Source organism: Mesorhizobium sp. NZP2077 (assembly GCF_013170805.1).
Classification (GTDB): Bacteria; Pseudomonadota; Alphaproteobacteria; order Rhizobiales; family Rhizobiaceae; genus Mesorhizobium.
The window spans coordinates 3,431,432-3,456,406 of record NZ_CP051293.1 but is presented as its reverse complement, the minus strand read 5'-3'; the positions used below and the strand labels follow the sequence as shown (position 1 = coordinate 3,456,406).

The window sequence follows — 24,975 nt, the reverse complement described above, 5'->3', positions numbered from 1 at the left end:
TTGGAAAAATTCAACAAAATCAGTCGCATTACTCAACGAATGCCAGCCGCACGGTCATATGAATGTTACATTATCGGCAAAGTATCACAGTTATTGACGGTAATTTCACATCGATGTATGGTCGATTGCGCTGGAGGAGCATGCTGCGGGAGGGGTTGATGCAGGCGGACCGACCGCACAGCGGCTTATGCGGTGCTTCGCGCCGACGAAACGAAATGCCAACCCTGATCGCCGCCACTACACAGGTCGTCACAGCATGAGTTCGCAGCCAGCAACCACCACGATGAACCGGCGAGGATCGCCAGGCGTCCGCTGGGTGATCGTCGCCGTCGCGATCCTGTTGCTGCTGGGCGCGATGATCCTCGACACCAAGATCGTCACGATCGGCTCGGCCGAAGACACCCGCAAGGCGGTGTTTTCGCCGGAAGCGTTCGGCAAGGCTGAATTTCCGAACGTGCAATCGGCCGTGGAACAGCGGGCCGTCGATGCTCCCACGCTGGCGGCGGCGATCGCCAAGGACAAGGCGGCCGCGGAAAAGCAATATGGCGTGCCGGCCAATGTCGGCACCGAATTCTCGGTCAAGTTCACCGGCGTCGTTGGAGAGGGAAAGTCGGGCATCTTCACCGTCAAGGTCGCTGACGTCCCCGACAATCTGGTCGTTCGGGTCCAGACCGGCCCGGCTATCAACGGCACCGATCTGCGCGACGCCACCGGCGCGATCACCTTCGGCCAGTTCACCAACCAGATCGAATATCAGAACGCTGGCTCCGCCCTGAACAACGAGATGAAAAAGCAGGTGCTATCGGCGATCGACAACACCCAGATCACCGGAAAGACCATCTCGGTCGTCGGCGTATTCAAGCTGATCAATCCCAAAGGCTGGCTGGTCGCGCCGGTGAAGCTGAGCGTCCAATGAATGCAGCGCCCGAATTCGAGCCCGCGCCGGGCGACACCGTGCTCGCGGCCCGCCACATCGTAAAGACCTATGGCGGCACGCATGCCCTGAAAGGGGTCAATTTCGACATCCACCGCGGCAAGGTCACGACGCTGTTTGGCGAGAACGGTGCTGGCAAGTCGACATTGATGAAGATCCTGTCCGGCGTGACGACGCCGACATCGGGAAGCATCGAGCTCGACGGCCAGTCCGTCACCTTCTCCTCGGCCTCCGACGCCCGCGACCGCGGCATCTCGATCATCCATCAGGAACTCAGCCTCGCGCCCAATCTGAGCGTGCGCGACAACATCTTCATGGGCCGGGAAATACGCGGTGCGACCGGCGTCGATTTCGCCGAGGAGGCCCGCCAGACCAGGCTGCTGATGGCCGAACTCGAGGAAGACATCGATCCGCTGACGCAGGTCCAGGATCTGCGCCTGGGGCAGCAGCAGATCGTCGAGATCGCGCGCGCACTTTCGGTCGATTCGCGTATCTTGATCATGGATGAGCCCACTTCGGCGCTGAGCGCCACCGAGGTGGAGGTGCTGTTCAGGGTGATCCGCGACCTGACGGCCCGCGGCGTCTCGATCGTCTACATCTCGCACCACCTCGAGGAGGCGTTGCAGATCACCGACTACGCCGTGGTGCTGAGGGACGGCGCGATCACCGCGACGGCCAACGCCAGGCACATCAACCTCGAATGGATCGTCCGCAACATGGTGGGCGAGAACTTCGACCTCGGCTCGCGGCCCACCGGATACGCCTTCGGCGCGGTCGCCTTGTCTGTCGAGGACGTCAGCGTCGCCGATACCTCGAGTTCGGAACGTTCTGTGGTCGACAGGCTGTCGCTCGATGTGCGCAGTGGCGAGATCGTTTGCATCTACGGGCTGATGGGCGCCGGACGCACCGAACTGCTGGAATGCATCGCCGGGCGCCTGCAGCCATCGGGCGGACGCATCTTGCTCGAAGGCAACGACATCTCTCGCCTCGGCATCGCCGAGCGCATCGCGCGGGGGCTCGTCCTGGTTCCCGAGGACCGCCAGCGAGACGGCCTGGTGCAGACGATGTCTGTCGGCGCCAACCTGTCGCTCGCCAGCATCGGCTCTTTCGTCAGGGGAATGCTGCTGTCGCGATCGCAGGAGCGGTCGCTGGTCGAAGCCTCCATCCGCGACGTACACGTCAAGACCGCGGGCGGCAGCGCGCCCATCGGCTCGCTATCCGGCGGCAACCAGCAAAAGGTCGTCATCGGCAAAATGCTGACTACCAATCCCAAAGTCATGCTGCTGGACGAGCCGAGCCGCGGCATCGACATCGGCGCCAAGGCGGAAGTGTTCCGGCTGCTCAGCGAACGGGCGGCCCGGGGGCTCGCCGTCGTCTTCTCGACCTCGGAAGTCGCCGAATGCCTGAGCATCGCACACCGGATCATCGTCATGCATCGCGGCAGGATCTCGGCCGAGTTCGGTGCCGATGCCACGAAGGAGGAGATCATGGCCGCCTCAGGCGAAGCCGTGGTCTCCGACCATGAGGAACACAGGAGCCACCACCGTGACCGACGCTAGCCCCGATCGCAGCCGCTCCCGTCCAAGGGTTTCGCCAAGGGTTTCGACCGACGGCTTCAGCCTAGCCAAGCTTTTGCTGGAGGGTCGCGCGTTCTTAGCGCTGATCGCGATCATCATCGTCTTCTCGCTTCTGTCTCCCTATTACTTCTCGGTCGGCAATTTCCTGACCATGGCCTCGCATGTCGCCATCTTCGGCATCCTGGCGGTCGGCATGCTGCTGGTCATCCTCAATGGCGGCATCGACCTGTCGGTCGGCTCGACGCTGGGCTTCTCCGGCGTGATCGCCGGCTTCCTGATGCAGGGCGTGCAGCTGACCTCATTCGGCGTCATCCTCTACCCGCCGGTCTGGGTCGTCGCCGTGCTGGTATGCGTGCTCGGCGCGCTGGTCGGCCTGGTCAACGGCGTCCTCATCGCCTGGCTGAAGGTGCCTGCCTTCGTCGCCACGCTTGGCATGCTCTACGTCGTACGCGGCGCCGCCCTGCTGATGACCAACGGCCTGACCTACAACGATCTGGGCGGCAAGCCGGAGCTCGGCAACACCGGCTTCGAATGGCTGGGCTTCAACCGCCTGCTCGATATCCCGATCGGCGTGCTGGTCATGGCGGTGATCGCCATCATCGGCAGCATCATCCTCAACCGCACCGCCTTCGGCCGCTGGCTCTATGCTTCCGGCGGCAACGAGCGCGCCGCCGAACTCTCCGGCGTGCCGGTCAAGCAGGTGCAGGTCTCGGTCTATATGCTCTCGGGCATCTGTGCCGCGGTGGCCGGTCTCATCCTCTCATCCGAGCTGACCTCGGCGGGTCCGACCGCCGGCACCTCATACGAGCTGACCGCAATTGCCGCAGTCGTCATCGGCGGCGCGGCGCTCACCGGTGGCCGGGGCAACATCCGCGGCACGCTGGTCGGTGCCTTCGTCATCGGCTTCCTGTCCGATGGTCTGGTGATCATCGGTGTCTCCGCATATTGGCAAACAGTGTTCACCGGCGCGGTCATCGTGTTGGCGGTGCTGCTCAACGCCATCCAGTATCGCCGCCGCGTCAAGCTTCCGAGCCCGGCCGGCGGCCCCCCGACTTCTCCACAAAAGGACAGGGCCACAACGGCCGATCCCGCCCTCGAGAAGACTGCCGGTTGACCGGCGCGATTGCTAACCAAAGGAGGAACTCTATGTATCGCAGTGCCAGAATTCTGATGCTTTCGGCCTTCGCCCTGGCCGCACCGATCGTCGCGACAAGCACGGCGTCGGCCGGCGGCCTGATCTCGATCATCGTCATCGATCCCGCCAACCCCTACTGGCTCACCGAAGGCAATGTCGCCAAGGCCGAAGCCGAGAAGCTCGGCTACACAGCGACCGTCGGGGCCTCCAAGGCCGACACAAACACCGAGAGCAAGCTGATCGACACGGCGATCACCAACAAGTCCGTGGCCATCATCCTTGACCCGGCCGATGCCAGTGGCTCGATCGGCGCGGTGAAGAAGGCAATCGCCGCCAACATCCCTGTCTTCCTCGTCAATGCCGAGATCAACCAGGAGGGCCTCGCCAAGGCGCAGCTTGTCTCGAACAACGCGCAGGGCGCAGCACTTGGCGGCCAGCAATGGGTGACGGCCATCGGCGAGAAGGGCAATTATGTCGAACTGCTCGGCGCCCCCTCCGACAACAACGCCGCGACACGGTCGAACGGCTACGAGACAGTGATCAGCCAGTATCCTGACCTCAAGAAGGTCGGCTCGGAAGTCGCCAACTGGGACCGCACACAAGGCCATGACAAGATGCAGAGCCTGCTCCAGGCTCATCCCGACATCATCGGCGTGACCAGCGGCAATGACGAAATGGCACTCGGCGCGATTGCGGCGCTGAAAGAAGCCGGAAAACTGTCGAGCATCAAGGTCGGCGGCTTTGACGGTTCTCCAGATGCCGTCGCCGCCATCAAGGCCGGCGACCTGCAATACACGGTGCTTCAGCCGGTGGCCGTCTACTCGGCGAAAGCCGTGCAGCAGGCGGACTCCTTCATCAAGACCGGCAACACCGGCGCCGCGACCGAGAAGCAGCTGTTCGACTGCCTCCTGATCACCAAGGACAATGTCGGAAAGTACACGGCTCCGTTCACGCTCTCGGAATGATGCCGAACGAGGGGTGACCTTCTGGTCGCCCCTCTCCCATTCCCGCAAATCACTCAGCCCGCGTCGATCTCTGCCTGCAGCGCATCCATATGCGCCGCCGCAGCAGCTGCCGCCGCCCGCTCGATGGCGCGGAAACGGCTGACCACCGCCAGGCCGATGGCCGTCAATTGCGCGCCGCCGCCCTTGCGGCCTCCGGTCTGCGCCGCGACCAGCGGCTTGCCGAACACCCGGTTCATGTCTTCGACCAGGTCCCAGGCATGCTTGTAGGACATCTCCATGCCGCGCGCGGCGGCTGAGATGGAACCGAAGGTGGCGATGTGCTCCAGAAGCTCGATCTTGCCCGGACCGATCCGCCCGTCTGGATCGAGATTTATCCGCAAGCTCAGAGACGGCATTTTTGCTTCTCCGCAGTCATGTCCGCCTCCATGTTAAAGCTTCTTGCGCGATATTCCAAAACGATATAGCGACCTTCATCCATCCGCCTCAATGGGCAAACCGGCGCCGGTGTTCGCCCGGTCGAAGCTCACTGTCTTGACCACCGCGAAAACCTTGCCGCCGAGCCGCAGCTTCAGCCCCTGTCGCGACTGTTCGGTGATGCGGGCCAACACGGTTGCGCCATTGCAGTCGATGCCGACCTCGACCGCCGGCCCCTGGCCCGGGCTGATCGCGACGATCGTGCCTGGCAGGATGTTGAGCGCGCTGAGGCCTGTCGGTTTCTCCGTGGCGATCATCACATCGCGCGCCCGGATGCGGACACGCACGCGAGCACCGGTCTCTATTGCAAGGCGCGGTACGCGGATCTCGCCGGCGGCCGAGCCGAGCACGGTCATGCCGAACTCCTCGTCATGACGCAGCACCTTGGTGTCGAGCACCGCCCCGCCCTCGCCGCGCTCTTCGGCCGGCAACAGGTCGAGCCTTTGCATGACGGCCTCGGTCGGACCGCCGGCGACGACCTTACCTTGCGCCAGCATCACCACGTCGCTGGCCAGCCGCGCCACCTCGGCGACCGAATGGCTGACATAGACGATCGGGATCTTCGTCTCGTCGCGCAGCCGCTCGATATAGGGCAGGATCTCGGCCTTGCGCGCCTCGTCCAGCGACGCCAATGGCTCGTCCATCAGCAGCAGTTTCGGGCTGGCCAGCAGCGCCCGGCCGATTGCCACGCGCTGCTTTTCGCCGCCAGACAGCTTTGCCGGCCGCCGCCCGAGCAGCGGGCCGATGCCGAGCAGCTCGACAACCGAATCCATCTCTGCGTAGCGCTCCGCCGCTGGCGTGAACCAGCGGCCATAGCGCAGATTGCTGGCCACGCTCATATGCGGAAACAGGCGCGCATCCTGGAACACCATGCCGATACGGCGTTTGTGCTTGGGCACGAAAATGCCGGCGCTTGTGTCGACCAGCACGCGGCCGTCGACCTCGATGCGGCCCTTGTCGGGCCGGATCAGACCGGCAATCATGTTGATGAGCGTCGTCTTGCCCGAACCAGACGACCCGAACAGCGCCGTCAGCCTTCCGGCGCTCTCGAAGCGCGCCTCGATGGCGAAATCGCCGAGCCGATGGCTGATGTCGACGAGGACGCTCATTCAATGTCCATCCGCCGGCCGACCCGCCGCGCCAGCACTTCCGAGGCAACCAGTGCGGCCATCGAGACAACGATCGAGATCAGCGTCAGCCGCAACGCGCCCTCATCGCCGCCCGGCACCTGCGTAAAAGTGTAGATCGCCGACGGCAGTGTCTGCGTCTCGTTGGGGATGTTGGAGACGAAGGTTATCGTCGCGCCGAATTCGCCCATCGCCTTGGCGAAGGCCAGGATGGCGCCGGCGATCAGCCCCGGCAGGATCAGCGGCAGCGTGATGGTGCCAAACACCCACAGAGGATTGGCGCCGAGCGTGCCCGCCGCCGCCTCCATTTTGCGGTCGACCGCTTCGATCGACAGCCGGATCGCCCGCACCATCAGCGGAAAACCCATGATGCCGCAGGCAAGTGCTGCACCGGTCCAGCGGAACGAGAAGACAATGCCGAAATGCTCGGCCAGGAAGGCGCCGGCCGGGCCGCGTTTGCCGAAGGTCAGCAGCAGCAAATAACCGGTCACCACAGGCGGCAGGATCAGCGGCAGGTGCACCACGCCGTTGAGCAGCGTCTTGCCCCAGAATTTTCCGCGCGCAAGCAGCAGCGCGATCAGGATGCCGGGTGGCAGGCTGAAAAGCATCGCCACCGTCGCCACCTTGATCGACAGCTGGACCGCATTCCATTCGTCGGGAGTGAGGTCCAGCAGCCAGGTCATATTGCGATATCAGGCCCTTTTCAGTTGCTCGGCGTGAGCACGGTGAAACCCTGGTCCTTGAAGAGCGCGCCGGCCTTGGCGGACTGCAGGCATTTCAGGAAGGCAGTCGTATCCTTGTCCTTTGAATCGGCGGTCTGGGCAACCGGATAGATGATCGGCGGGTGCGAATCTTCCGGGAAGGTGCCGACCACCTTGACGCCCTTTTCGGCGTGCGCGTCGGTGGCATAGACGATGCCGACAGCGGCCTCACCTGTTGAAACCAGCTTGAGCGCCGCGCGCACGTTTTCGGCCTGCGCCACCTTGCCCTCGACCGAGGACCAGACGCCGAGCGATTCCAGTGCCGCCTTGCCGTACTTGCCGGCCGGCACCGCCTTGAAGTCACCCATGGCGAGCTTGCCATCGCCGACCAGCTTGGCGAGGTCAAAACCCTTTTCGATCTTGGTTTCAACCGTCGAATCCTTCGGCGCCACCAGCACGATCTCGTTGCCGAGCAGTTTCACCTCGGTGTCGGGCTTGGTCAGCTTCTTGTCGGAGAGATATTTCATCCAGTCGAGGTCGGCCGAGATGAAGACGTCGGCCGGCGCCCCGCCCTCGATCTGCTTGGCCAGTGCGGAACTCGCGGCATAGGAGACGGTCGCGGCCTCGCCGACATCGGCCTCGCAGGCCTTGTTCACCGCATCGAGCGCGCCCTTGAGGCTGGCCGCTGCAAACACCACGACCTTGTCTTCCGCATGTGCTGCCGGCACCGCCGCCATCAACGCCGCCGCAAAACCGCCAAGGGCGATCGCCCTCAATCCAAAACCTTTGCGCGTCACGAAAATTCTCCCTGGGTTTGAAATCCGACCGGCTCGAAGCCTGCCGACCGATATATCCGTATGAACATAACAAGGAAAGACTTTTTGCCCGACGCGAGCGTTGTGTCTGGATGTCATCGCGGCCTACGATGAACCAGGCTGGCTACAGCGAAAGATAAAGGGAGACGTCCAATGAAGATCAGCGCCCGCAACATCCTGAAAGGCACGATCGTCGAAATCGTCAAGGGAGCCACCACCTCGCATGTCAGGATCGACATTGGTGGCGTCGTCGTCACCGCCTCGATCACCAACGAGGCCGTCGCTGATCTCAAGCTTGAAAAGGGCAAGCAAGCCTATGCCGTGATCAAGGCTTCGGACGTGATGGTCGGCATCGACTGAAGTTTGCTGCTCAGACCGCGATCGGCGCCTTGATGCTCGCATCGGCGACGTAGTTTTCCAGCCGGAAGTCCTCGAAGCGGAAGGCAAACAGGTTCTTCACCTCCGGATTGATCCACATCGTCGGCAGTGCCCTTGGGGTGCGACGCAATTGTTCGCGCGCCTGTTCAAAATGGTTTGAGTAGAGATGCGCGTCGCCAAGCGTGTGGATGAAATCGCCCGGCTTCAGCCCGGTCACCTGCGCCACCATCAGCGTCAGCAGCGCATAGGACGCGATGTTGAACGGCACGCCGAGGAAGATGTCGGCCGAACGCTGGTAGAGCTGGCAGGACAGCCGGCCCTCGGAGACGTAGAACTGGAACAGGCAGTGGCAAGGCGGCAGCGCCATGGCTTCCACCTCGGCCGGATTCCAGGCTGAAACGATCAGCCGCCTCGATTGAGGATTGCGGCGTATCTCTTTGAGAAGATTCGCGATCTGGTCGATCGAGCCGCCATGCCCATCCGGCCAGGAACGCCATTGCTTGCCATAGACTGGGCCGAGGTCGCCATTCTCGTCGGCCCACTCGTCCCAGATCGTAACGCCATGGTCGGTGAGGTACTTAATGTTGGTGTCGCCGGCGAGGAACCACAGGAGTTCATGGATGATCGACTTCAGATGCAGCTTCTTGGTGGTGGTGACCGGAAAGCCGCGCGCCAGATCGAAACGCATCTGGTAGCCGAAGACGGAGCGCGTGCCGGTGCCGGTGCGGTCGCCGCGATCGGCGCCGTTGTCCAGCACATGCTGCAAGAGGTCGAGATACTGGCGCATCGGTTCCGGCTCGATTCGAGATTTCACCAATCATAGCGCATGTGCGCGCTGACGCCACACCTGTCGGAAGTCTTCCCCACCGACATGGAGAGTGGGGGCCTTTTCAGAATTCGCTCTGGCGAGTCGAATAGGGTGATTTTCGAGAACCGGAGCGGAGCGTACTTAAAGTACGTGAGCACCGGAAGCGCAGAAACCCGCCTTAGTCGGCCGTCAGAGTAGAATTATCAAAAGGTCTCAGAGGGAACCGAGCTTGCCCAGATCCTTGGCCACCAGATAATAGAAGGTCACGCGGCCCTTGCTGTGATCCGCGTGCATCGCCTTGCAGGTCTTTTCGATCGCCGCGTCGGCTTTCGCCCCGTCGCCGACGCCGAGCTTCTTGGCCACCCAGCTCTCCTTGACGCGCTCAAGCTCCTTCGGGTCGGTGCAGGACACCAGCGAGGAATCGCGGTTCCTGAGCGCAATGCCCAGATGCTTGACGATCTTTTCGACCACGTCGGCGCTGGCGCCCGCGTCGTATTTCTTCACGTCTGCAAGATAGTCGGCCATCAAAATTCCCCTCGTCGGCGCCACGGATCCGATCGATGAGGGCTGTGGCGCGCTTCGCAATCTATGCGATAGGTCGGTAACTCCTCACCGCTGGCAAAGCTTGAGTTGAGACCGCGCCCAAGTCAACCCTCGGCGTCGCATTTGACACAGGGACAAAGCACCATTGCGGCCTTTCATTTCTCACGCCGGCCCCCTATATTCGTTTCGTCGGCTCGACCGACTATGGCGATAAATGGGCGATGTAATAAGCCGTTCGGACCCGGGGGCGGTACCCGGCGCCTCCACCAAAAGCCGCTGTTGACGACAGAGCGGTTTTTGCTGGGGGCGAAATAGGATCGACGAAGGTGTAAAGATCGTACTTTTGCCCGGCATGGTACCACCGTCATCGGGCTAAACCTGTAGTTGCAAACGACAACTATGCGGAAGCACGTCTCGCTGCTTAATGCAGTGCGAAAGCTTCAAATCAAGTCCTAGGGGTTCGCACTTCTAGGCGGGGTTCGGAGGTACCTGGCAACAGAAACCTCCACTTCTCCCCCCTTCAATCTGCATCATGCGCAACAGCAGGTTGCCGCTGACCAGACTACGCATGGTCTCCTTGGCTCATCGAGGCGCGGCTGCGCTTCGTGCTGGCCGAGGCAGGATTGAGATGACAAAGGCCGGGACGAACCCGGCCTACTTCTGTGTGTTTCGTCGTGCCTATTCGGCCGGCGCCTCGACCGATTCGCGCGAGCGGCCCAGCGTGACCTTGGCCAGCGTAAAGGAAATCACCGCGCAGAGCGTGATGCCGGCAACCATCGGCAACGGCGTGCCATCGAAGAACACGCCGGCAACGCCCATAGCGAGCGCGCCGATGGCGAAGTGCAGCGTGCCCATCAGCGCCGACGCCGTCCCGGCGATCTCGCCATGCTCTTCCATGGCCAGCACCGAGGTGGTCGGGATGACCAGGCCGAGGAAGCCATAGCCGACGAACAGCAACGCCGCCATCACGTCAAGCCGGTCGACGCCCGTCGCCATGATCGCCAACAGCACGACCATCGTCGAGGCATAGCCGGTCACCGCGACGCGCACCACGCGGCGCAGCCCGAAGCGCTCGGCCAGCAGCCCGGTCATCTGCGACATGCCGATGAAGGCCACCGCGTTGATCGAGAAGAACACGCTGTAGACCGAAGGCGACAGCCCGTAATGATCGATCAGGATGAAGGACGAGCTCGACAGGTAGACGAAGAAGCTCGCAATGCCGAAGCCGGCGATCGCCACCAGGCCGAGGAAATTGCGGTCACCCATCAACAAGCGGTAGCCGGCAAGCGCGGTGCCGAAGGAGGAACCGACGCGTTCTTCCGCCGGCCGCGTCTCCTTGAGCGAGGTCGCAAGCAGGATGGTGGCAAGGGCTGCCGCACCGGTCACCGTCCAGAACACGGCGCGCCAGCCGAAATTCTCGATGATCTGGCTGCCGGTCAGCGGCGCCAGGATCGGCGACACCGAAAACACCAGCATCAGGAGCGACATCAGCTTGGCCGCCTCATTGCCGGTGTGCAGGTCGCGCACGATGGCGCGCGGCACAGCCATGCCAGCACTGGCGCCAAGGCCCTGCACGAAGCGGAAGGCGATCAGCCACTCGATGGTCGGCGCCATTGCCGAACCGATGCCGCCGACCATGAACAGCGCAAGGCCGCCATAGAGCGGCAGCTTGCGGCCGACCATGTCGGAGATCGGCCCGACGACGATCTGGCCGAAACCCATCGACAGGAAGAAGATCAGCAGGCTCATCTGCACGGCGGCCGTGCCTGCGTGCAGGTCCGCGCCGATCGACGGCAGAGCGGGAAGGTACATGTCGATCGCGAACGGGCCGATGGCGGACAACAGACCGAGCACGACCGCGATGCGGAGGAATTTTGGACTCATGATAGTGGCTTCTTTCGAAATCTGGTTGCCGCCGCCAGGCGACGTCTAACCCTAGGACGTTCCATCCCGCGAGCTTCCGACACTCCAGGAGCAAATCCGTCTCCCGGGTGCGAAACCCCTTTATCGTATGTCCACAAATTTAGACACTCTTGTCCAAATCGTCAATCACCTCTATATAGATTTCATGAGAACGGGCTTTTCTCCTGACATTTTCCCGCCACGCGGCCATGAGGCCAAGCGCCTGTCGATCGTCGACGCCGCGGCCGGCGTTTTCTGCCGGGAGGGTTTCGCCGGCGCCAATATCGACCTGATCGCGGCGGAGGCCGGTGTTTCGCGCCAGACCGTCTACAACCACCATGGCGACAAGGAAAAGCTCTTCATGGCCGTGGTGCGCGACCTCACCGAGCGCTGCAACACCGGCATTTTCGCCACCATTGCCACCTTCCCCGACCAGCCAAGCGATCTCGAAGCCGATCTGATCGGCTTTGCCGTGCGCCTGAACCAGAACTGCATCTGCAACCGCGACGGAAAATTCCTGCGCAAGTTGATCCAGACGGAGGGCGAGCGCTATCCCGAATTGTTCGCCGAATGGCGCGAACAAGGTCCCGGCAGGACATGGCCGGCAATCGCCGCCCGCTTCGCCCGGCTCGCCTATGGCGGCCACCTCACCATCGACGACCCCGACGTCGCGGCGCGTCAGTTTCTCGGCCTGGTCAATGCCGAACTGCAGACCACCTTCATGCTCGGCGGCACGCCGCGCGAGGACGAGGTGATGCAATCGGCAACGAACGGCGTGCGCACTTTCCTGCGCGCCTTCGGCAAGCGCCCTTCCCCCAGCGTCAAAAAACACACTGCGCTGGCTAACGCATAACATTTGCGCTTGCCGCCAAGCCGCCTTGCCGATCAAATCGGTGGCAATAGTCCTCGCTTCGACGCGGCGGTGGGCTATATCAGGTTTACGCCGCGCTCAAGCTTGATTACAGCTATGCGGACGATTCAACGGAACCCGACCACCACATGGCCGACGACCACATCCGCTACGACATTCTGGCCCAGGAGGCGTTGCGCGGCGTCATGCGCAAGGTCCTGGCCGAGGTCGCACGCACCGGCCTCCCCGGCAACCATCACTTCTTCATCACCTTCCTGACCGGCGCGCCGGGCGTGCGCGTGTCGTCGCGGCTGCGCGAACGCTATCCCGAGCAGATGACCATCGTCATCCAGTTCCAGTATTGGGACCTCAAGGTGACCGACACCGGCTTCGAGGTTGGCCTTTCCTTCTCCGACGTGCCGGAGAAACTGGAAATCCCGTTCTCGGCCGTGCGCGGCTTCTATGATCCTTCGGTCAATTTCGAGCTTGAGTTCGACGTCAAGACCGACGCTCAGCCCGAGGAGGAACCGGCCCAGCCGGCGCCCGAGCCGCTGACCATCGTCTCCGAGAAGAAGCCGAAGGCCGAGAAGAAGGCCGCCGCCGAAGCGGAGAAAAAGCCCGCCGCGGCCGAAGCCGGCACCAAGGGCGCCGAAGTGGTTTCGCTCGACGCCTTCCGCAAGAAATAGGTTCGGCGGTCCGCGCCGTGGCCGACATCGTCAACCTCCGCCAGGCCCGCAAGCAGAAGGCGCGGGACGAGAAGCTGCGCGTCGCTGAGCAGAACCGGGCCCTGCACGGCCGCTCCAAGGCGGAAAAGCATCGCGACCGCCTGATCGCCGACAAAGCTGAGACATTTGTCGCCGGCCATCGCCTCGACCCGTCCGGCAAGGACGAGCAGTGAGTCTCCGGCCGTGAGCGCCGTCGAAAAGCGCTCGGTGACCATTCGCGGCCATCGCACCAGCTATTCCCTCGAAAAGCCCTTCTACGACGACCTCATCGCAATCGCGGCGGCGAGAAAGCTGACGCTCGCCGCCCTCGTGGCCGAAGTCGACGAGACGCGGCCCCGCGACACCAACCTGTCCTCGGCGCTGCGGCTGCATGTGCTGGAGTGGGCGAAGCGGGCCGAACGCCTAGATTAGACGCCCTCGACCGCATCCGTCTTTTTCCCACGCCTGGCGCCGAAGCCAAGCAAGGTCGAGCGGTCGCGCTCCTCGGCTTGCTTCCGCGACCGCACGCGCATCAGATCCTTCCAGCCGACATAGCCGACCAGTTGCAGGTTTTCGCGGGTGACGACCGGCAGATGCGAGACATTGGCCGTCAGCAATTTGTCGGAGAGGCCTTCGAGATATTCGTCGGGAAAGGCGAGCGTCACCTTGCTTCCGGCAAGCAGTTCGCCGAGCGTCGTCGTCCTGTGCTTGCCGGCGCGGCGCCAGCGCAGGATCGCCGGCGGATCGATGAGGCCGAGCACCTGCCTGTTCTCGTCGAGCACCGGAAAGCTCGGGTGCCGGGTTTCCGGCGCGGTCAGGAAGGCCGCCGCGCCGTGCAGCGTCATCGTCGCCGGCACGCTCTCGACCTGCGACGTCATCACCTCGCGCACCCTCGTCAGCGCGAACGGATCGACGCGATATTCGCGCACCAGGTGATGCCCTCGCCTGGCAACCTTTTCTGTCAAGATCGAGCGCTTCATCAAAAGCACGGTCACCGCATGCGCCGTGGCGCAAGCTGCGATCAGCGGCACGAGCACATGCGTGCTTCCGGTCAGTTCCACGGCGAAGAACGTCGCCGTCAGCGGCGCCCGCATCGTGCCGCCCATGGTCGCCGACATGGCCAGCAGTGCCCAGAAACCGGGATCCGCTGTCGGCAGGAATCCGCCGAGCAACGCGCCCATCGCTCCACCCATGATCAGCAGCGGCGCCAACACGCCGCCGGAAGTCCCCGAACCGAGCGCCACCGACCAGATGATGGCCTTGACCACCAGTAGCATCAGCGCCGCAGTGGCAAGCGTGCGACCGTCCAGCATGTCGGCGATGTTGTCATAGCCGACGCCGAGCGCCCGCGGCTCGATCAGTCCACCGATGCCGACCACCAGGCCGCCGATCATCGGCCACCACATCCAGTGGATGGGCAATTTCTGGAAGGCGTCCTCGCAGGCATAGACCATCTGGGTGAGCAGCCCCGACAGCAGGCCGGCGCAGATACCGACCAGAACCCAGCCGCCAAGCCCGACGAACGACACCGCCATGCCGCCCTGAAACGGGAAGATCGGCCCGGGCAGATGCAGTACGGTGCGCTCGACCTCGGCAATGATCGCGGCAACCGCCACGGGAATGAAGGAGCGCGGCGTCCATTCGAACAGAAGTAGCTCCACCGCCAGCATGATGGCGGCGATCGGCGTGCCAAAGACGGTGGTCATGCCGGCCGCAGCACCCGCCACCAGCAGCGTCTTGCGTTCGTTGTCGCTGACCGGCAGCATCTGTGCGATCAGCGAGCCTATCGCGCCGCCGGTCATGATGATCGGCCCTTCGGCGCCGAACGGCCCGCCGGAGCCGATCGAGATCGCCGACGACAGCGGCTTCAGGATCGCCACCTTGGCGCCGAGTTTTGAACGCCCGAGCAGGATTGCCTCGATCGCTTCGGGAATGCCGTGGCCGCGGATCTTCTCGCTGCCATACCTAGCCATCAGCCCGATGATCAGTGCGCCGATCACCGGCACCACCACCGCGGCATAACCGAGTGGCGTATCCTGCAGCTTCAGATCGGCGAGCGAGAACTGGCCGAAATACGCGATGTTGGTGGCAAGCCGGATCAGTTTCAAAAGCACGATGCCGGCGAACAGCGCCGCTGTGGCGACCACCACGGCTATCGTGGCAATGGTCAGCACGCGCGCATCGGTGGTGAAATCCCTGAGATGGCCGTTTTCTGAATGATGGGGCTTCATGGCTGGCTTTCTGGCGGCGGCCGGATCTCGGATTTGCGGCACGGCAAAGACGCCGGCGGCTTTGACGGCTCGCTATGTATCGTAACACGATACAAATTCAAGCTGGTTTTGCATCAAAACCGTTTGAGCCTTTTGCCGGAATGGAACAAATGTCTGGAATGACGCAGCCGCCGAAATCACGCCCCGCCATCAAACAGGCCGATTACGAGCGGCTGTCCGAGTTCCGCTACCTGATCCGCCGCTTTCTCGAATTCAGCCAGATCCAGGCGGAAGACGCCGGCCTCACACCGCGCCAGCATCAGGCGCTGCTCGCGATCAAGGGTTTCCCGGGCGGCGGACCAGTGGCGATCGGCGACCTGGCGGAGCGCCTGCGCATCCGCCACCACAGCGCGGTCGAACTGGTCAACCGGCTCGGCGAGGCGGGACTGGTCGTGCGGGATCAGGACAAGGACGACCATCGCCGCGTGCTACTGCGGCTGACCGAGCGCGCCGACGATTGTCTGGCCGAGCTGTCGGCAACGCATCTCGACGAGCTCTCGCGCATAGAACCGATGCTGAGGCGCTTGCTCGATCAGGGCCGCGAGTGACGCCCAGGCATCTGCGCTTGTTTTTTCGGCGCCCGAATCCTTTGGCCTCTCCGCAACGTCCAAACGATCAGAAGCCAGCAAAGCGAGGCAATCAACGCGGAAGGCAACAGCCCTCGGGTGAGTGCCCTACTGCAACGACTTCATCAGATTGTCGATCGTGAACGGATTGGCCTTCGGCTTGGCCGGCGGATTGTCGCTGGCTTCCGGGAGCGGCACGCGCTCGACCTTCGACTTGGCGGCCTTGCGTTCAGCCTCTAGTCGCGCTTTTTCCTGCGAAGCGATACGCTTCGCCTCCTCGGCGCTCTTCCGCTGTTCTTCATCGGCCTGCGCCTTGGCTGCCTCGTCGGCCGCCTGCTGCTCTGCCCCGGCCTTTGCATCAGCATCAGCCTTGGCCTTCGCGTCGGCATCCGCCTTGGCTTTGGCCTCCGCGTCAGCCTGAGCCTTGGCGTCGGCTTCAGCCTTTGCCTGGGCGTCAGCCTCCGCTTTCGCCTTGGCGTCCGCCTCCGCCTTCAGCCGCGCCGCCTCTTCCTGTTGACGCAGTTCCTCGGCGGCCTTGTCGCGTGCATCCTGCAGCGCTGCGTAATAGTGCACCTCACGCCGCAGCCGCTGCTTCTCCAGCAATGCCGCCTGCATCGCCTCGACGCGCTGCTGTTCCTTTTCCAGCGCGCGCTGGGTCAGGAACTGCGCCAAAGGCTCGCTATCGAACTGACGCTTCACGGCACCAAATGGCCCTTCGGCGGTGAAATTGACGGTCGGCTCGGAGCCGACAAGCGCCTCGTCGCCGGGCCGATAGGTGATCGCGCCCTTCGCGGAAACCGTGCTGGCGTTGAGATCAGCCGTGATATCGGCGGACAAGGTCGCCGCCGGGTTTTCGAGGCTGATCGGCGGCGCCCTGAGCGTGCCGCCGGCAATGGTGAAAGCGATGTCGGCATTCCCGGCGGCAAAGCTGCCATCGGCGGCAATGTCAGGCGCAAAGCCGGCGGTCTTGGCCGCGTCGATGTCGCGCCCGATCGCATCCGCCTTGGCCAGCAAAGTGCTGAACGCATCGGGGTTGACACCGGCGACCTGCAGCCCTTTCAGCGTCGCGGTGCCCGAGCCGGACAGTGCCGCGATCATCCCATCGACCGACTTGCCGCTGGTCGACAGCGTCGTCGAAAAATCGCCGATGCCGCCAATGCCGGCATCCGGCAACACGTTTGCCAGATCGGCACCCGCCAGTTTCATCTGGCCGGTGAAAAGCCCGGTGCCGTCATTGTTCTTCAACTCGAATAGGCCGGTCAGTGCGCCACCAAGGAATTTTGCCTTGATATCCGAAACGCGGATACCCTCCTGGTCGAGCTTCAGCGCAAAGGACGCATCATAGGCGGTGGCGAACCGGCCGGCGGCCAGTGCCGCCGTCGTCAGGTCGAGGTCAGCGGTGAACGGCAGGCTGGATTTCTGGCTGAAGGGAGCGGCCGGCCAAGCGCCGCCCTTGTCGCTCGCGCCCTTGTCGGCCGCATTTTTGTCAGCCGCATCTTTGTCAGCCCCATTTTTGTCGGCCCCATTTTTGTCGGCCCCATTTTTGTCGGCCCCATTTTTGTCGGCAAGAAAAGCGGAATCGCCGAACAGCGCCACCGCCATTGGATCGAGGTCGAGTTCGTCGAGAGCCAGCGCACCGGCCAGATGCGGCACGCCGTCCTTGATATCGACGTTGACGTCACCGGACACGGCCGCCTCGTTGATGGCGCCGCTGACATTGTCCAGCACCAGCAGCCCGTTGCCATAGTCGCCTTGCGCCGAGAGCGAGGTCGACATGCCCGCCCCCATGCCCGGCAGGCCGATGCCTGACGTCATCAGCCATGGCTCGATATCGGCGGCATCGATGTTGATCTTGCCCTTGGCGGTAGGGCCTTGCGGCGTATCGGCGATCGTGCCTTCGAAGCCGGCCTTGAAGTCATTGCCGGCGAGGCTGAAACTTGTCGTCAGGCCACCGCCAAATGTGCCCTTGGCCGAAATATCAGTCGTTGCCTCGCCCAGCATGCCAAGCGGCAGCGCCGGCAGGCCGTAAAGCGCGAGTAGCGCCGTGGCATCGGGGTTTTTGGCGTTGAAGGTCAGTGTGACCGGCGCGTCGAGAAGCTTGTCCGGCGCTCCCTTCCCCGACAGCGAGGCGGAAAAGGCTGAGCCGCCGGCCTTGCCTTGCCCGCTCACCGCCAGGCCTGTTGTACCGTCACCATTGTCGGCGGCGCTCACCACAATGTCGACGCGTGCGTCCTGGAACAGGTCGGGATAGGCCGCTGCTCGGCTCGCCAGCCCTTTCAGCACGCCATTGTCTGGATAATGCTGTGCGGCAACGTCGATCAGCGGCTTCAGGTCGACGGCGACAATTGATGCATCGAGCTTGCCGGTGGGGCTCGCCGGAAAATCCTTGATCCGGCCCGTGGCGCTGATCGAGGCGCCGGCCAGCCCGCCAACCGAGAGCCGGTCGACTTCAAGCAAGCCGTCGCGCAGCCTCAGCGCCGTGTCGACCGTATCGGCTGTGAGCCCGCCGGCACTGACCGGCCCGGCCTTGATCTGGAAATCGAGGTCGCTGTTGGCAAAACGGTTGGCGCCCTTGTCGCTGACGAAGATCGACGCGAAGGCCGCCAGCCCGTCGACATCGAGTTCGCCGCCCTCGAGCCGCATCAGCACCGAGGGCTTTGCATCGCCAGGTTGGCTGGAATCGATACGGCCGGAAAACTTCGCCTTGCCCAGGATCAATTCGAGATCACTGAAGGCCTGGTGGTTTTCCGAAAGGTCGACCTTGGCTTTGAAGCCGGCAGCGGGCAGACGGCGGATCGCTTCGTCGACATCCTTCGACAGCCACGCTGCAAAACCCGAAGGTTGCGCCACGGCCAACAGCAACGAGCCGGTAAAGCCGAAATGGCTCTGCACGTTGAGCACCAGCATGCCGCTTGCTTCCAGCGTGGTGCGGCCTGGCAGTGTCGCGGCGAGCGATTTCACCGACCAGCCACCGTCGACCGGCTCGGCCGAGAGATGCACGTCACGCACCGTGGTATCGCCGGCCACCACTGCCGGCAGCTTGACCTCGACAGTGCCGGGAATGGTCGGCTTCGGCAGATCGAGCAACGCCTGCTCCAGCCCCGCAATACGCTGATCCAGTGTCAGGCCGGCGCCGGCCGGCGCACCCACCGCCTCGTCCAACTGCACCTGCGCGCCATTGGCTTCGATGGCGAAGTTCGGCTTCAGCCCGAGATCGACAGAGGCCTTGCCGTCGGCGGTGTAGGGATTGTCCAGCGGCCCGGTCTCGAAACGGAATTCATCGACACCAAGCTTCTGGTGGTCGAGCGAGAACTTGCCGTTCAACCGGAAGCCCGGATCGGGCTTGCCGGTGCTGACCTTCACCGTCTCGCCATCGGTGCCGCGCAGCTCGGCGCTGTTCTTGTCGGCGCCGGAGATCTTGAACTGGCCGGAATAGATGGCGGCACCGTTGACGATGCCGGCATTGCCGTCGGTCTCGATGACCAGCGGATAGGCATCGGGATCTGCCTTCAGCCGGAGCCGCATCTGGCCGTTGCCTTCGGCCTTGCCGGTCGACGCCGCGACCGTGGTGCGCAACCCATCCAGCCGCAACGTGCCGTCCATGCGCCAAGGGCCGGCCAGGGATTTGGCCGAAATGGTCGAGTTGATCTCGGAAAAGATATGGCTGCGCCCGCCGGCGGCATGGCGCAGTTCGATCTGCCCTTCCGTCACCGTCAGCTTCTCGATGGAGATCTGGTTGAGGTCGAAGGGCGAGGATGGCCGCATCGCCCAGTCGACGGTTCCGTCATTGGCAATGTCGATCGTCGCCTTCGGCCGCACCAGCCGCATGTCGAAGATCAGCACTTCGCCGCGCAGGAAGGGCGCTAGTTCGGCATCCATCGAAAACGTCTCGACGGTCATCGCTGGCTGGCCGTTGGGACCACCAGCGACGGCGACATTGGAGAACGTCACCGAAGGGAACGGCAGCAGCCTTGCCGTGGCATCGCCCTGCACGGTCACCTTGCGACCGAGGATGGCGCTCGCCTCGCGCTCGAATTCGGCGCGGTAGCCGGTCCAGTCGACAAAATACGGCACCACCAGCGCCGCGCACAGCACCAGCACAAACAGGCCACCAAAGATCACGAACAGGCGTGCGAGCATAAGCTCCGAACAGGTTGATTGAAATCTGCCGCACTCTACCCGCATCCGCGTGTCGATAAAGAGGCAATTCATCGCGTATTGCGTCATCCCGGGCGATCTGAAACAAATTCGGGAAAAGCGGAGATTTTCGGATGTCGGGCAAGAACTGGGACCGCGTGCCGATCGACGCGCAGAGCGTGGATGCGCCGCTTTCGCAGTCGGCGATTTTCCTTGTAGTCTCCGTCGGCGGCGACCAAACGGCTCTGGCCAAGGTCTGCTCCGTGCTCGGCGAACTTGACGATCTGGTCAAGAATGTCGGCTTCCGTGACCTTGGCGGCCGCCTGTCCTGCATTGCCGGCATCGGCCGCGATCTCTGGGACCGGCTCAGCCCCGGCCGGCGGCCGCTGGAGTTGAAAGCGTTCGCACCGATCAAGGGAGCGGTCCATTCGGCGCCGTCGACAGCGGGCGACCTTCTCTTCCACATCCGCGCCGAACGGCCCGACTTGTGTTTCGAGTTCGAGCGTATCCTGCTTGACCGGCTCGGTCCTGATGTGACCGTCGTCGACGAAGTGACCGGCTTTCGCTATTTCGACGCCCGCGACCTGCTCGGTTTTGTCGACGGCACCGCCAACCCGACCGGCCTCGACCTGCCCGCCTCGGCGCTGGTCGGCGACGAGGATGCCGACTTTGCCGGCGGCTCCTATGTGGTCGTCCAGAAATATCTGCACGACATGCAGGCCTGGGCGCGCATTCCGACGCCCGAGCAGGAGGCGATCATCGGCCGCACCAAGATCGACAACATCGAGATCGACGATGACGACGCGCCGCGCAAATCGCACAAATCGCTGGCCACGATCGAGGATGCCGACGGCAACGAATACGACATTTTGCGCGACAACATGCCGTTCGGCAGGCCTGGGCAGAACGAGTTCGGAACCTACTTCATCGGCTATTCAAGGTATCTCTGGGTCACCGAAAAGATGCTGCAGCGCATGTATATCGGGGACCCGCCAGGCGCCTACGACCGGCTGCTCGATGTCTCGACGCCGCAGACCGGCACGACATTCTTCGCGCCGACCCGCCCTATGCTGCAGGCCCTTGTCGAGGGCGCGCAGGAGAAGCCAGCCACACGGTAGCCGCCGCGTTGTACCCCACAACGGCATGCTGAGGTTTCAGCACGCCGTTGCTCCGCGTGAGTTCAGCGTGCGTCGCGCTTGGCTTGCGCCACCTTGCCCGCCTTGCGCTGCCGGCCGAGTTCCGCCGGCCGGACCAGCTTCGGCGCCCGCTCGTTGGCCTCGGCCCGCATGCCCTTGTGAGCCGTCCGCGAATTGTGCGCGGGACCGTCCGCCGGCGCATTTTGCTTCATGGCCAGTGCCTTGCGCGCATTCCCGACCAGCGAAATGCGAGCCGCCAGCTGGCGCCGCCGCTCGGCCTCGCCATTCAGCCGTCGCATCGCCATGGCCAGTGTCGCGAGCTTGACCTGCGAACCGCCATCGGCCTTCGAGGGCGCGGCGCCCTTGGGCGCGCTCTTGCCGCGTATTTCACGCCGGCGCCGGTGCGCTTCACTCTGCGCCTTGTCGCGCCGCTCGCGCAGCAGCTTGAGCAGACCGGAAAGGTCGGCGTCGGAAAGGTCCTGCACCGCGGGATGGTGCGATTTCTCCACCAATTCCTTCTCATCGGCGCTCAGCGCGCGGGCTTCTTCCTTGCGTGAAATGGCCATGACAGTCCTCCTCAGCCGGCACGCCTGTCTTTTCAGGCTTGCCGTCGCAGGAGCCTCGACCCGAATGGTGGCGCGGTCAAGACGCGCCTTTTCTTGCTCCCGATGCCTTCGAAGGCTGACACCATGCCGATCAGCACGCGGATCGGCCGCGCAGATACGCACAGACCAGTTCGATGAGTTCGGCCCGCAATGCCGGTGAATCGAGTTCGCCATGTCGTGCCGCGCTGTGCACGACCCCTTCGACGGCGCCCGAAAGCACACGTCCGGCAATGTCATCACGCCCGGGGTCGGTCTTGCCCGCGGCCGATACAATCACACTCCGGTAGCGGCGCAGATATTCCGCCTCGAACTGATCCTGCGTCGAGCGGGCGGCAAGCGGCACCTCGTCGAGCAGGACCCGATGCAGATCCTGATCGACATTATGGGCGGCGACGACACCATCGATCAGCCTTGCTGCCCGGTGTTCGAGCGTGATTGCCGCGTCGCTCTTATCGGGCCCGGAAATCGCCGCCAGCACCGCGTCGAGATGGCGTTTGCGGATCTCTTCCGCCAGCGCCAGCTTGTTGGGAAAATACTGGTAGATCGAGCCGACGCTGACACCACCCACCGACGCCGTTTCATTGGTGGTGAAATCCGCCCAGCCGCGCCGCGCCAGAACGCGAGCCGCCGCCTCCACAATCGTGTCCACGGTCGCACGCGAACGCTGCTGCCGTGGCGCTTTGCGCACGTTTGCCTGCTCTGAGGGAACGCGAGTAGCCATATCAGGGCTTCCCAATCAAAATGTGACTGTCAGCTCACATTTACCCAAGCCCGCAACCCAAGCCAATGAGAGACCCATTATGAGCAGCAAGACACTGCTTCTGTCCCTGTTCCGCTACAAAAGCTGGGCCGATGGTGAATTGCTCGCTTTGCTGGCCGAGATCGAGGATGAGCTACCCAACGAGCAGCTTGGCGCGATCCTCGAAACCATCAATCACGCCCATGTCGTCGACCGGATCTTTGCCTCGAACGTCGAGAAGAAGAAGCATGCCTATCGGGACACCGGCACGAGCAGCACGCCGACACTCGTCGAACTGTCCAAGGCAATCGCCGAAACGGATCGGTGGTACCTGCGCTATGTCGAAGAGTTGAAGCCCGAAGAGCTGGCCGCGACGATCCCCTTCACCTTTACGAGTGGCAGTCCCGGGCAAATGTCGCGCGAGGAGATGTTGGCTCACGTCATCACCCATGGCGGCTATCATCGCGGCGAGATCGGCCGCATCGTCACCCAATTGTCGAAGCCCACGTCTCCCGACACGTTCACCGGCTATCTCCACCAGGCCGAGCCGGCGCGTCGCGCGTGACGGGCCTTCTGGACTTTCTCATCATCTGCCCTGCCCGCTTCGAAAGTTCAGGCGCGCTGTTCGACAGTCTTCATGAGCACCGTCAAGACAGCCCCTTCGCCAAGGCTGGTGGAGAAACTCTCGGCAATGAACTCCAGCGTCGAATCATGAAACGTCAGGATGAAATGCCGATAGTCTGAAAACAGTTCAGGCATATGGGACGAATGAACCCGATTTGCCTTTTCAAAGGACGCGATCCACGACGAGTTGCGGACTTCGAATGCCCCGTAAGGCCGCAAGCCGAGTGCATAGAGACGATGGCCACTGATGGCTTCATCATTCGGCGGGCCGAATTGAAATGCCAGATAAGGGTCTGCCGTCAGGATGGCGATGGGCTGGTTGCCTGTTGTCGGTGAAACCGAGCGCGGATTCGTACCATCGAAGGACGGATCCGAAGCATTGGCGATGTAGGCGACCAGCAACTTGCCTTCATCCGCAAACACATGAGGCAGTGCCGCGCCAGCGGACGACGGCGGCACCTCGATCGATACCAGTGCCTCGGCAACCGACATCTAATGGCCCACGGCCGGCAATATCTTGCCGGGATTCATGATGTTTTGCGGGTCGAGCGCCTGCTTGATGGTGCGCATGATGTCGACGCCGTGGCCGAGTTCGCGGCGCAGGAAGCCGATCTTGCCTTGGCCGATGCCGTGCTCGCCGGTGCAGGTGCCGTCCATGGCGATCGCCCGCAAGTTGAGCCGTGCGACGAATTTCTCCGATAGCGCGATCTCGTTCGGATCATTCACATCCATCAGCACCAGCACATGGAAATTGCCGTCGCCGGCATGGCCGACTATCGGCGCGATCAAGCCCATCTCGGCGATGTCGGCTTCGGTTTCCATGACGCATTCGGCAAACCGCGAGATCGGCACGCAGACATCGGTCGACAGGCCCTTGGCGCCCGGCCGCAGAGTCAGCGACGACCAATAGGCGTCGTGCCTAGCCTTCCAAAGTTTGGTGCGCTCCTCGGCGACGCTGGTCCACAGGAACGGCCCGCCGCCGTTTTCCTCGGCGATCATGCCAAAAGTCTCGGCCTGCTCGGCCACGCCGGCATCGCTGCCGTGGAACTCGACGAACAGGCACGGGCTCTCGGGATAGTCGAGCTTGGAATAAGTCTTCATCGCCCGCATCTGCAGCGCATTGACCAGTTCGATGCGCGCAACCGGGATGCCCATCTGGATCGTCGCGATGACAGCGTTACACGCCGCCTCGACACTCGGGAACGGACAGACGCCGCCGGAAATCGCCTGCGGGATGCCTTGCAGCCTCAATGTCAGCGAGGTGATGATGCCGAGCGTGCCTTCCGAGCCGACCAGCAGCCGCGTCAGATCATAGCCCGCCGAACTCTTTTTCGCCCGCTTACCGGTCGTCACCGTCTCGCCATCGGCCATCACGGCGGTCAGCGACAGCACGTTCTCGCGCATCGTGCCGTAGCGCACGGCGTTCGTGCCGGAGGCTCGCGTCGCCGCCATGCCGCCGAGCGAGGCATTGGCGCCTGGATCGATCGGGAAGAACAGGCCGGTGTCGCGCAGATGCCGGTTCAGATCCTCGCGCGTCACGCCTGGCTCGACCGTGCAGTCGAGATCCTGCGGATTGACCGCAAGAATGCGGTTCATGCGCGAGGTGTCGACCGAGATGCCGCCGCCCGGTGCGTTGGTGTGGCCCTCCAGCGACGAGCCGACACCAAACGCGATCACCGGCACGCGATGCGCCGCACAGGCGCGCACGATCTCTTGCACCTCGGCCGTCGTCTCCGGGAAAGCCACGCCATCGGGCGCCTGTGCCGGAATGTAGGTGGTGGTATGCGCGTGCTGCGCGCGGATGGCCTGGCCGGTCTGAAAACGCTCGCCGAGCTGTTGCTTGAGGATGCCGAGCACCGCGGCGATGCCTTCCTCGTTGCGTTCGACCGGATTGAGGTCGCTCAGAGCCATGAATTCCTCCGCGAATGGACCAGCGCCCACACTTGTTATGGGGTTATGGATGCCTAAAGCAATTCCAGGAAAAG

General features: G+C 63.3%; 25 protein-coding genes and 1 other RNA gene. 13 read left to right on the top strand and 13 right to left on the bottom strand.

The features are described from left to right. Nucleotides 1–256 precede the first annotated feature (256 nt). Genes HGP13_RS17090 through HGP13_RS17075 form a run of 4 tightly spaced genes read left to right on the top strand, consistent with a single transcriptional unit; the run spans nt 257 to nt 4,611 of the window. A complete protein-coding gene (locus HGP13_RS17090; RefSeq protein ID WP_172227494.1) occupies nt 257–916 on the top strand; it encodes a DUF2291 domain-containing protein in 660 nt (219 codons plus the stop codon). After that, complete coding sequence (locus HGP13_RS17085; RefSeq protein ID WP_172227492.1) at nt 913–2,493, top strand: sugar ABC transporter ATP-binding protein; 1,581 nt, start codon at nt 913–915, stop codon at nt 2,491–2,493. The genes HGP13_RS17090 and HGP13_RS17085 overlap by 4 nt, the downstream gene beginning before the upstream one ends. Then, nucleotides 2,456–3,625 carry an ABC transporter permease gene (locus HGP13_RS17080; protein WP_172227490.1) on the top strand — a complete coding sequence of 390 codons (1,170 nt, stop codon included), beginning with the start codon at nt 2,456–2,458 and terminating at the stop codon, nt 3,623–3,625. The genes HGP13_RS17085 and HGP13_RS17080 overlap by 38 nt, the downstream gene beginning before the upstream one ends. 32 nt (nt 3,626–3,657) lie before the next feature. Next, nucleotides 3,658–4,611, top strand: coding sequence for a D-ribose ABC transporter substrate-binding protein (locus HGP13_RS17075; RefSeq protein WP_172227488.1), 954 nt, complete (start codon nt 3,658–3,660; stop codon nt 4,609–4,611). A 53-nt stretch (nt 4,612–4,664) separates the two neighbouring features. On the opposite strand, the gene HGP13_RS17070 is transcribed toward HGP13_RS17075, so the two are convergent. The 4 genes from HGP13_RS17070 to modA form a co-directional block, all read right to left on the bottom strand. Then, nucleotides 4,665–5,006 carry a winged helix-turn-helix domain-containing protein gene (locus HGP13_RS17070; RefSeq protein ID WP_172227486.1) on the bottom strand — a complete coding sequence of 114 codons (342 nt, stop codon included), beginning with the start codon at nt 5,004–5,006 and terminating at the stop codon, nt 4,665–4,667. A 75-nt stretch (nt 5,007–5,081) separates the two neighbouring features. Next, on the bottom strand, nt 5,082–6,194 hold the full coding sequence (gene modC, locus HGP13_RS17065; RefSeq protein ID WP_172227484.1) for a molybdenum ABC transporter ATP-binding protein: 1,113 nt from the start codon (nt 6,192–6,194) through the stop codon (nt 5,082–5,084). Continuing rightward, the gene (modB, locus tag HGP13_RS17060; RefSeq protein WP_172227482.1) at nt 6,191–6,895 is read right to left on the bottom strand and encodes a molybdate ABC transporter permease subunit; all 705 of its coding nucleotides are present in this window, start codon (nt 6,893–6,895) and stop codon (nt 6,191–6,193) included. Before modB ends, modC begins: the two co-directional genes overlap by 4 nt. A gap of 20 nt (nt 6,896–6,915) precedes the next feature. Then, entirely contained in the window at nt 6,916–7,710 is a 795-nt protein-coding gene (gene modA, locus HGP13_RS17055) for a molybdate ABC transporter substrate-binding protein (RefSeq protein WP_172227481.1), read from the bottom strand. 171 nt (nt 7,711–7,881) lie between these two features. On the opposite strand from modA, the gene HGP13_RS17050 reads away from it, so the two are divergent. Next, complete coding sequence (locus HGP13_RS17050) at nt 7,882–8,088, top strand: molybdopterin-binding protein (protein WP_172227480.1); 207 nt, start codon at nt 7,882–7,884, stop codon at nt 8,086–8,088. A 10-nt stretch (nt 8,089–8,098) separates the two neighbouring features. Here the strand turns inward: HGP13_RS17050 and HGP13_RS17045 are convergent, their stop codons facing one another. Both HGP13_RS17045 and HGP13_RS17040 read right to left on the bottom strand, forming a co-directional pair. After that, complete coding sequence (locus HGP13_RS17045) at nt 8,099–8,893, bottom strand: thymidylate synthase (RefSeq protein ID WP_172234751.1); 795 nt, start codon at nt 8,891–8,893, stop codon at nt 8,099–8,101. A 234-nt stretch (nt 8,894–9,127) separates the two neighbouring features. Then, the gene (locus tag HGP13_RS17040) at nt 9,128–9,439 is read right to left on the bottom strand and encodes a DUF2853 family protein (protein WP_172227479.1); all 312 of its coding nucleotides are present in this window, start codon (nt 9,437–9,439) and stop codon (nt 9,128–9,130) included. 167 nt (nt 9,440–9,606) lie between these two features. On the opposite strand from HGP13_RS17040, the gene ssrA reads away from it, so the two are divergent. After that, nucleotides 9,607–9,967: a transfer-messenger RNA gene (gene ssrA / locus HGP13_RS17035) on the top strand. A 168-nt stretch (nt 9,968–10,135) separates the two neighbouring features. On the opposite strand, the gene HGP13_RS17030 is transcribed toward ssrA, so the two are convergent. Beyond that, nucleotides 10,136–11,341: a multidrug effflux MFS transporter gene (locus HGP13_RS17030; protein WP_172227478.1), complete on the bottom strand. Its 1,206-nt coding sequence runs from the start codon at nt 11,339–11,341 to the stop codon at nt 10,136–10,138. 184 nt (nt 11,342–11,525) lie between these two features. Between HGP13_RS17030 and HGP13_RS17025 the strand changes: the two genes are divergently transcribed. From HGP13_RS17025 to HGP13_RS17010, 4 genes are all read left to right on the top strand, one after another. Then, on the top strand, nt 11,526–12,212 hold the full coding sequence (locus HGP13_RS17025) for a TetR/AcrR family transcriptional regulator (protein WP_172227477.1): 687 nt from the start codon (nt 11,526–11,528) through the stop codon (nt 12,210–12,212). A gap of 146 nt (nt 12,213–12,358) precedes the next feature. After that, a complete protein-coding gene (locus tag HGP13_RS17020; RefSeq protein ID WP_095202208.1) occupies nt 12,359–12,895 on the top strand; it encodes an SspB family protein in 537 nt (178 codons plus the stop codon). A gap of 17 nt (nt 12,896–12,912) precedes the next feature. After that, nucleotides 12,913–13,107 carry a DUF4169 family protein gene (locus tag HGP13_RS17015; protein ID WP_172227476.1) on the top strand — a complete coding sequence of 65 codons (195 nt, stop codon included), beginning with the start codon at nt 12,913–12,915 and terminating at the stop codon, nt 13,105–13,107. 10 nt (nt 13,108–13,117) lie between these two features. Then, complete coding sequence (locus tag HGP13_RS17010; RefSeq protein WP_172227474.1) at nt 13,118–13,345, top strand: ribbon-helix-helix domain-containing protein; 228 nt, start codon at nt 13,118–13,120, stop codon at nt 13,343–13,345. Here the strand turns inward: HGP13_RS17010 and HGP13_RS17005 are convergent. After that, on the bottom strand, nt 13,342–15,144 hold the full coding sequence (locus tag HGP13_RS17005) for a chloride channel protein (RefSeq protein ID WP_172227472.1): 1,803 nt from the start codon (nt 15,142–15,144) through the stop codon (nt 13,342–13,344). The genes HGP13_RS17010 and HGP13_RS17005 overlap by 4 nt on opposite strands. Before the next feature lie 149 nt (nt 15,145–15,293). Here HGP13_RS17005 and HGP13_RS17000 point away from each other — a divergent pair, with 149 nt between their 5' ends. After that, nucleotides 15,294–15,731 (top strand): helix-turn-helix domain-containing protein, encoded by a 438-nt coding sequence (locus HGP13_RS17000; protein ID WP_246707414.1) that lies wholly within the window; start codon nt 15,294–15,296, stop codon nt 15,729–15,731. A 126-nt stretch (nt 15,732–15,857) separates the two neighbouring features. Here the strand turns inward: HGP13_RS17000 and HGP13_RS16995 are convergent, their stop codons facing one another. Further along, on the bottom strand, nt 15,858–19,889 hold the full coding sequence (locus tag HGP13_RS16995) for an AsmA family protein (RefSeq protein WP_172227468.1): 4,032 nt from the start codon (nt 19,887–19,889) through the stop codon (nt 15,858–15,860). Between the two features lie 131 nt (nt 19,890–20,020). Here HGP13_RS16995 and HGP13_RS16990 point away from each other — a divergent pair, with 131 nt between their 5' ends. Further along, nucleotides 20,021–21,004, top strand: coding sequence for a Dyp-type peroxidase (locus HGP13_RS16990; RefSeq protein WP_172227466.1), 984 nt, complete (start codon nt 20,021–20,023; stop codon nt 21,002–21,004). Nucleotides 21,005–21,066: 62 nt separating this feature from the next. Here the strand turns inward: HGP13_RS16990 and HGP13_RS16985 are convergent, their stop codons facing one another. Both HGP13_RS16985 and HGP13_RS16980 read right to left on the bottom strand, forming a co-directional pair. Further along, nucleotides 21,067–21,588 (bottom strand): hypothetical protein, encoded by a 522-nt coding sequence (locus tag HGP13_RS16985; RefSeq protein ID WP_172227464.1) that lies wholly within the window; start codon nt 21,586–21,588, stop codon nt 21,067–21,069. A gap of 130 nt (nt 21,589–21,718) precedes the next feature. After that, on the bottom strand, nt 21,719–22,348 hold the full coding sequence (locus HGP13_RS16980) for a TetR/AcrR family transcriptional regulator (protein WP_172227462.1): 630 nt from the start codon (nt 22,346–22,348) through the stop codon (nt 21,719–21,721). A 79-nt stretch (nt 22,349–22,427) separates the two neighbouring features. Between HGP13_RS16980 and HGP13_RS16975 the strand changes: the two genes are divergently transcribed. After that, a complete protein-coding gene (locus tag HGP13_RS16975; protein ID WP_172227460.1) occupies nt 22,428–22,931 on the top strand; it encodes a DinB family protein in 504 nt (167 codons plus the stop codon). Nucleotides 22,932–22,978: 47 nt separating this feature from the next. On the opposite strand, the gene HGP13_RS16970 is transcribed toward HGP13_RS16975, so the two are convergent. Beyond that, the gene (locus HGP13_RS16970; RefSeq protein ID WP_172227458.1) at nt 22,979–23,482 is read right to left on the bottom strand and encodes a hypothetical protein; all 504 of its coding nucleotides are present in this window, start codon (nt 23,480–23,482) and stop codon (nt 22,979–22,981) included. After that, a complete protein-coding gene (locus HGP13_RS16965; protein WP_172227456.1) occupies nt 23,483–24,901 on the bottom strand; it encodes an FAD-linked oxidase C-terminal domain-containing protein in 1,419 nt (472 codons plus the stop codon). Nucleotides 24,902–24,975 lie beyond the last annotated feature (74 nt).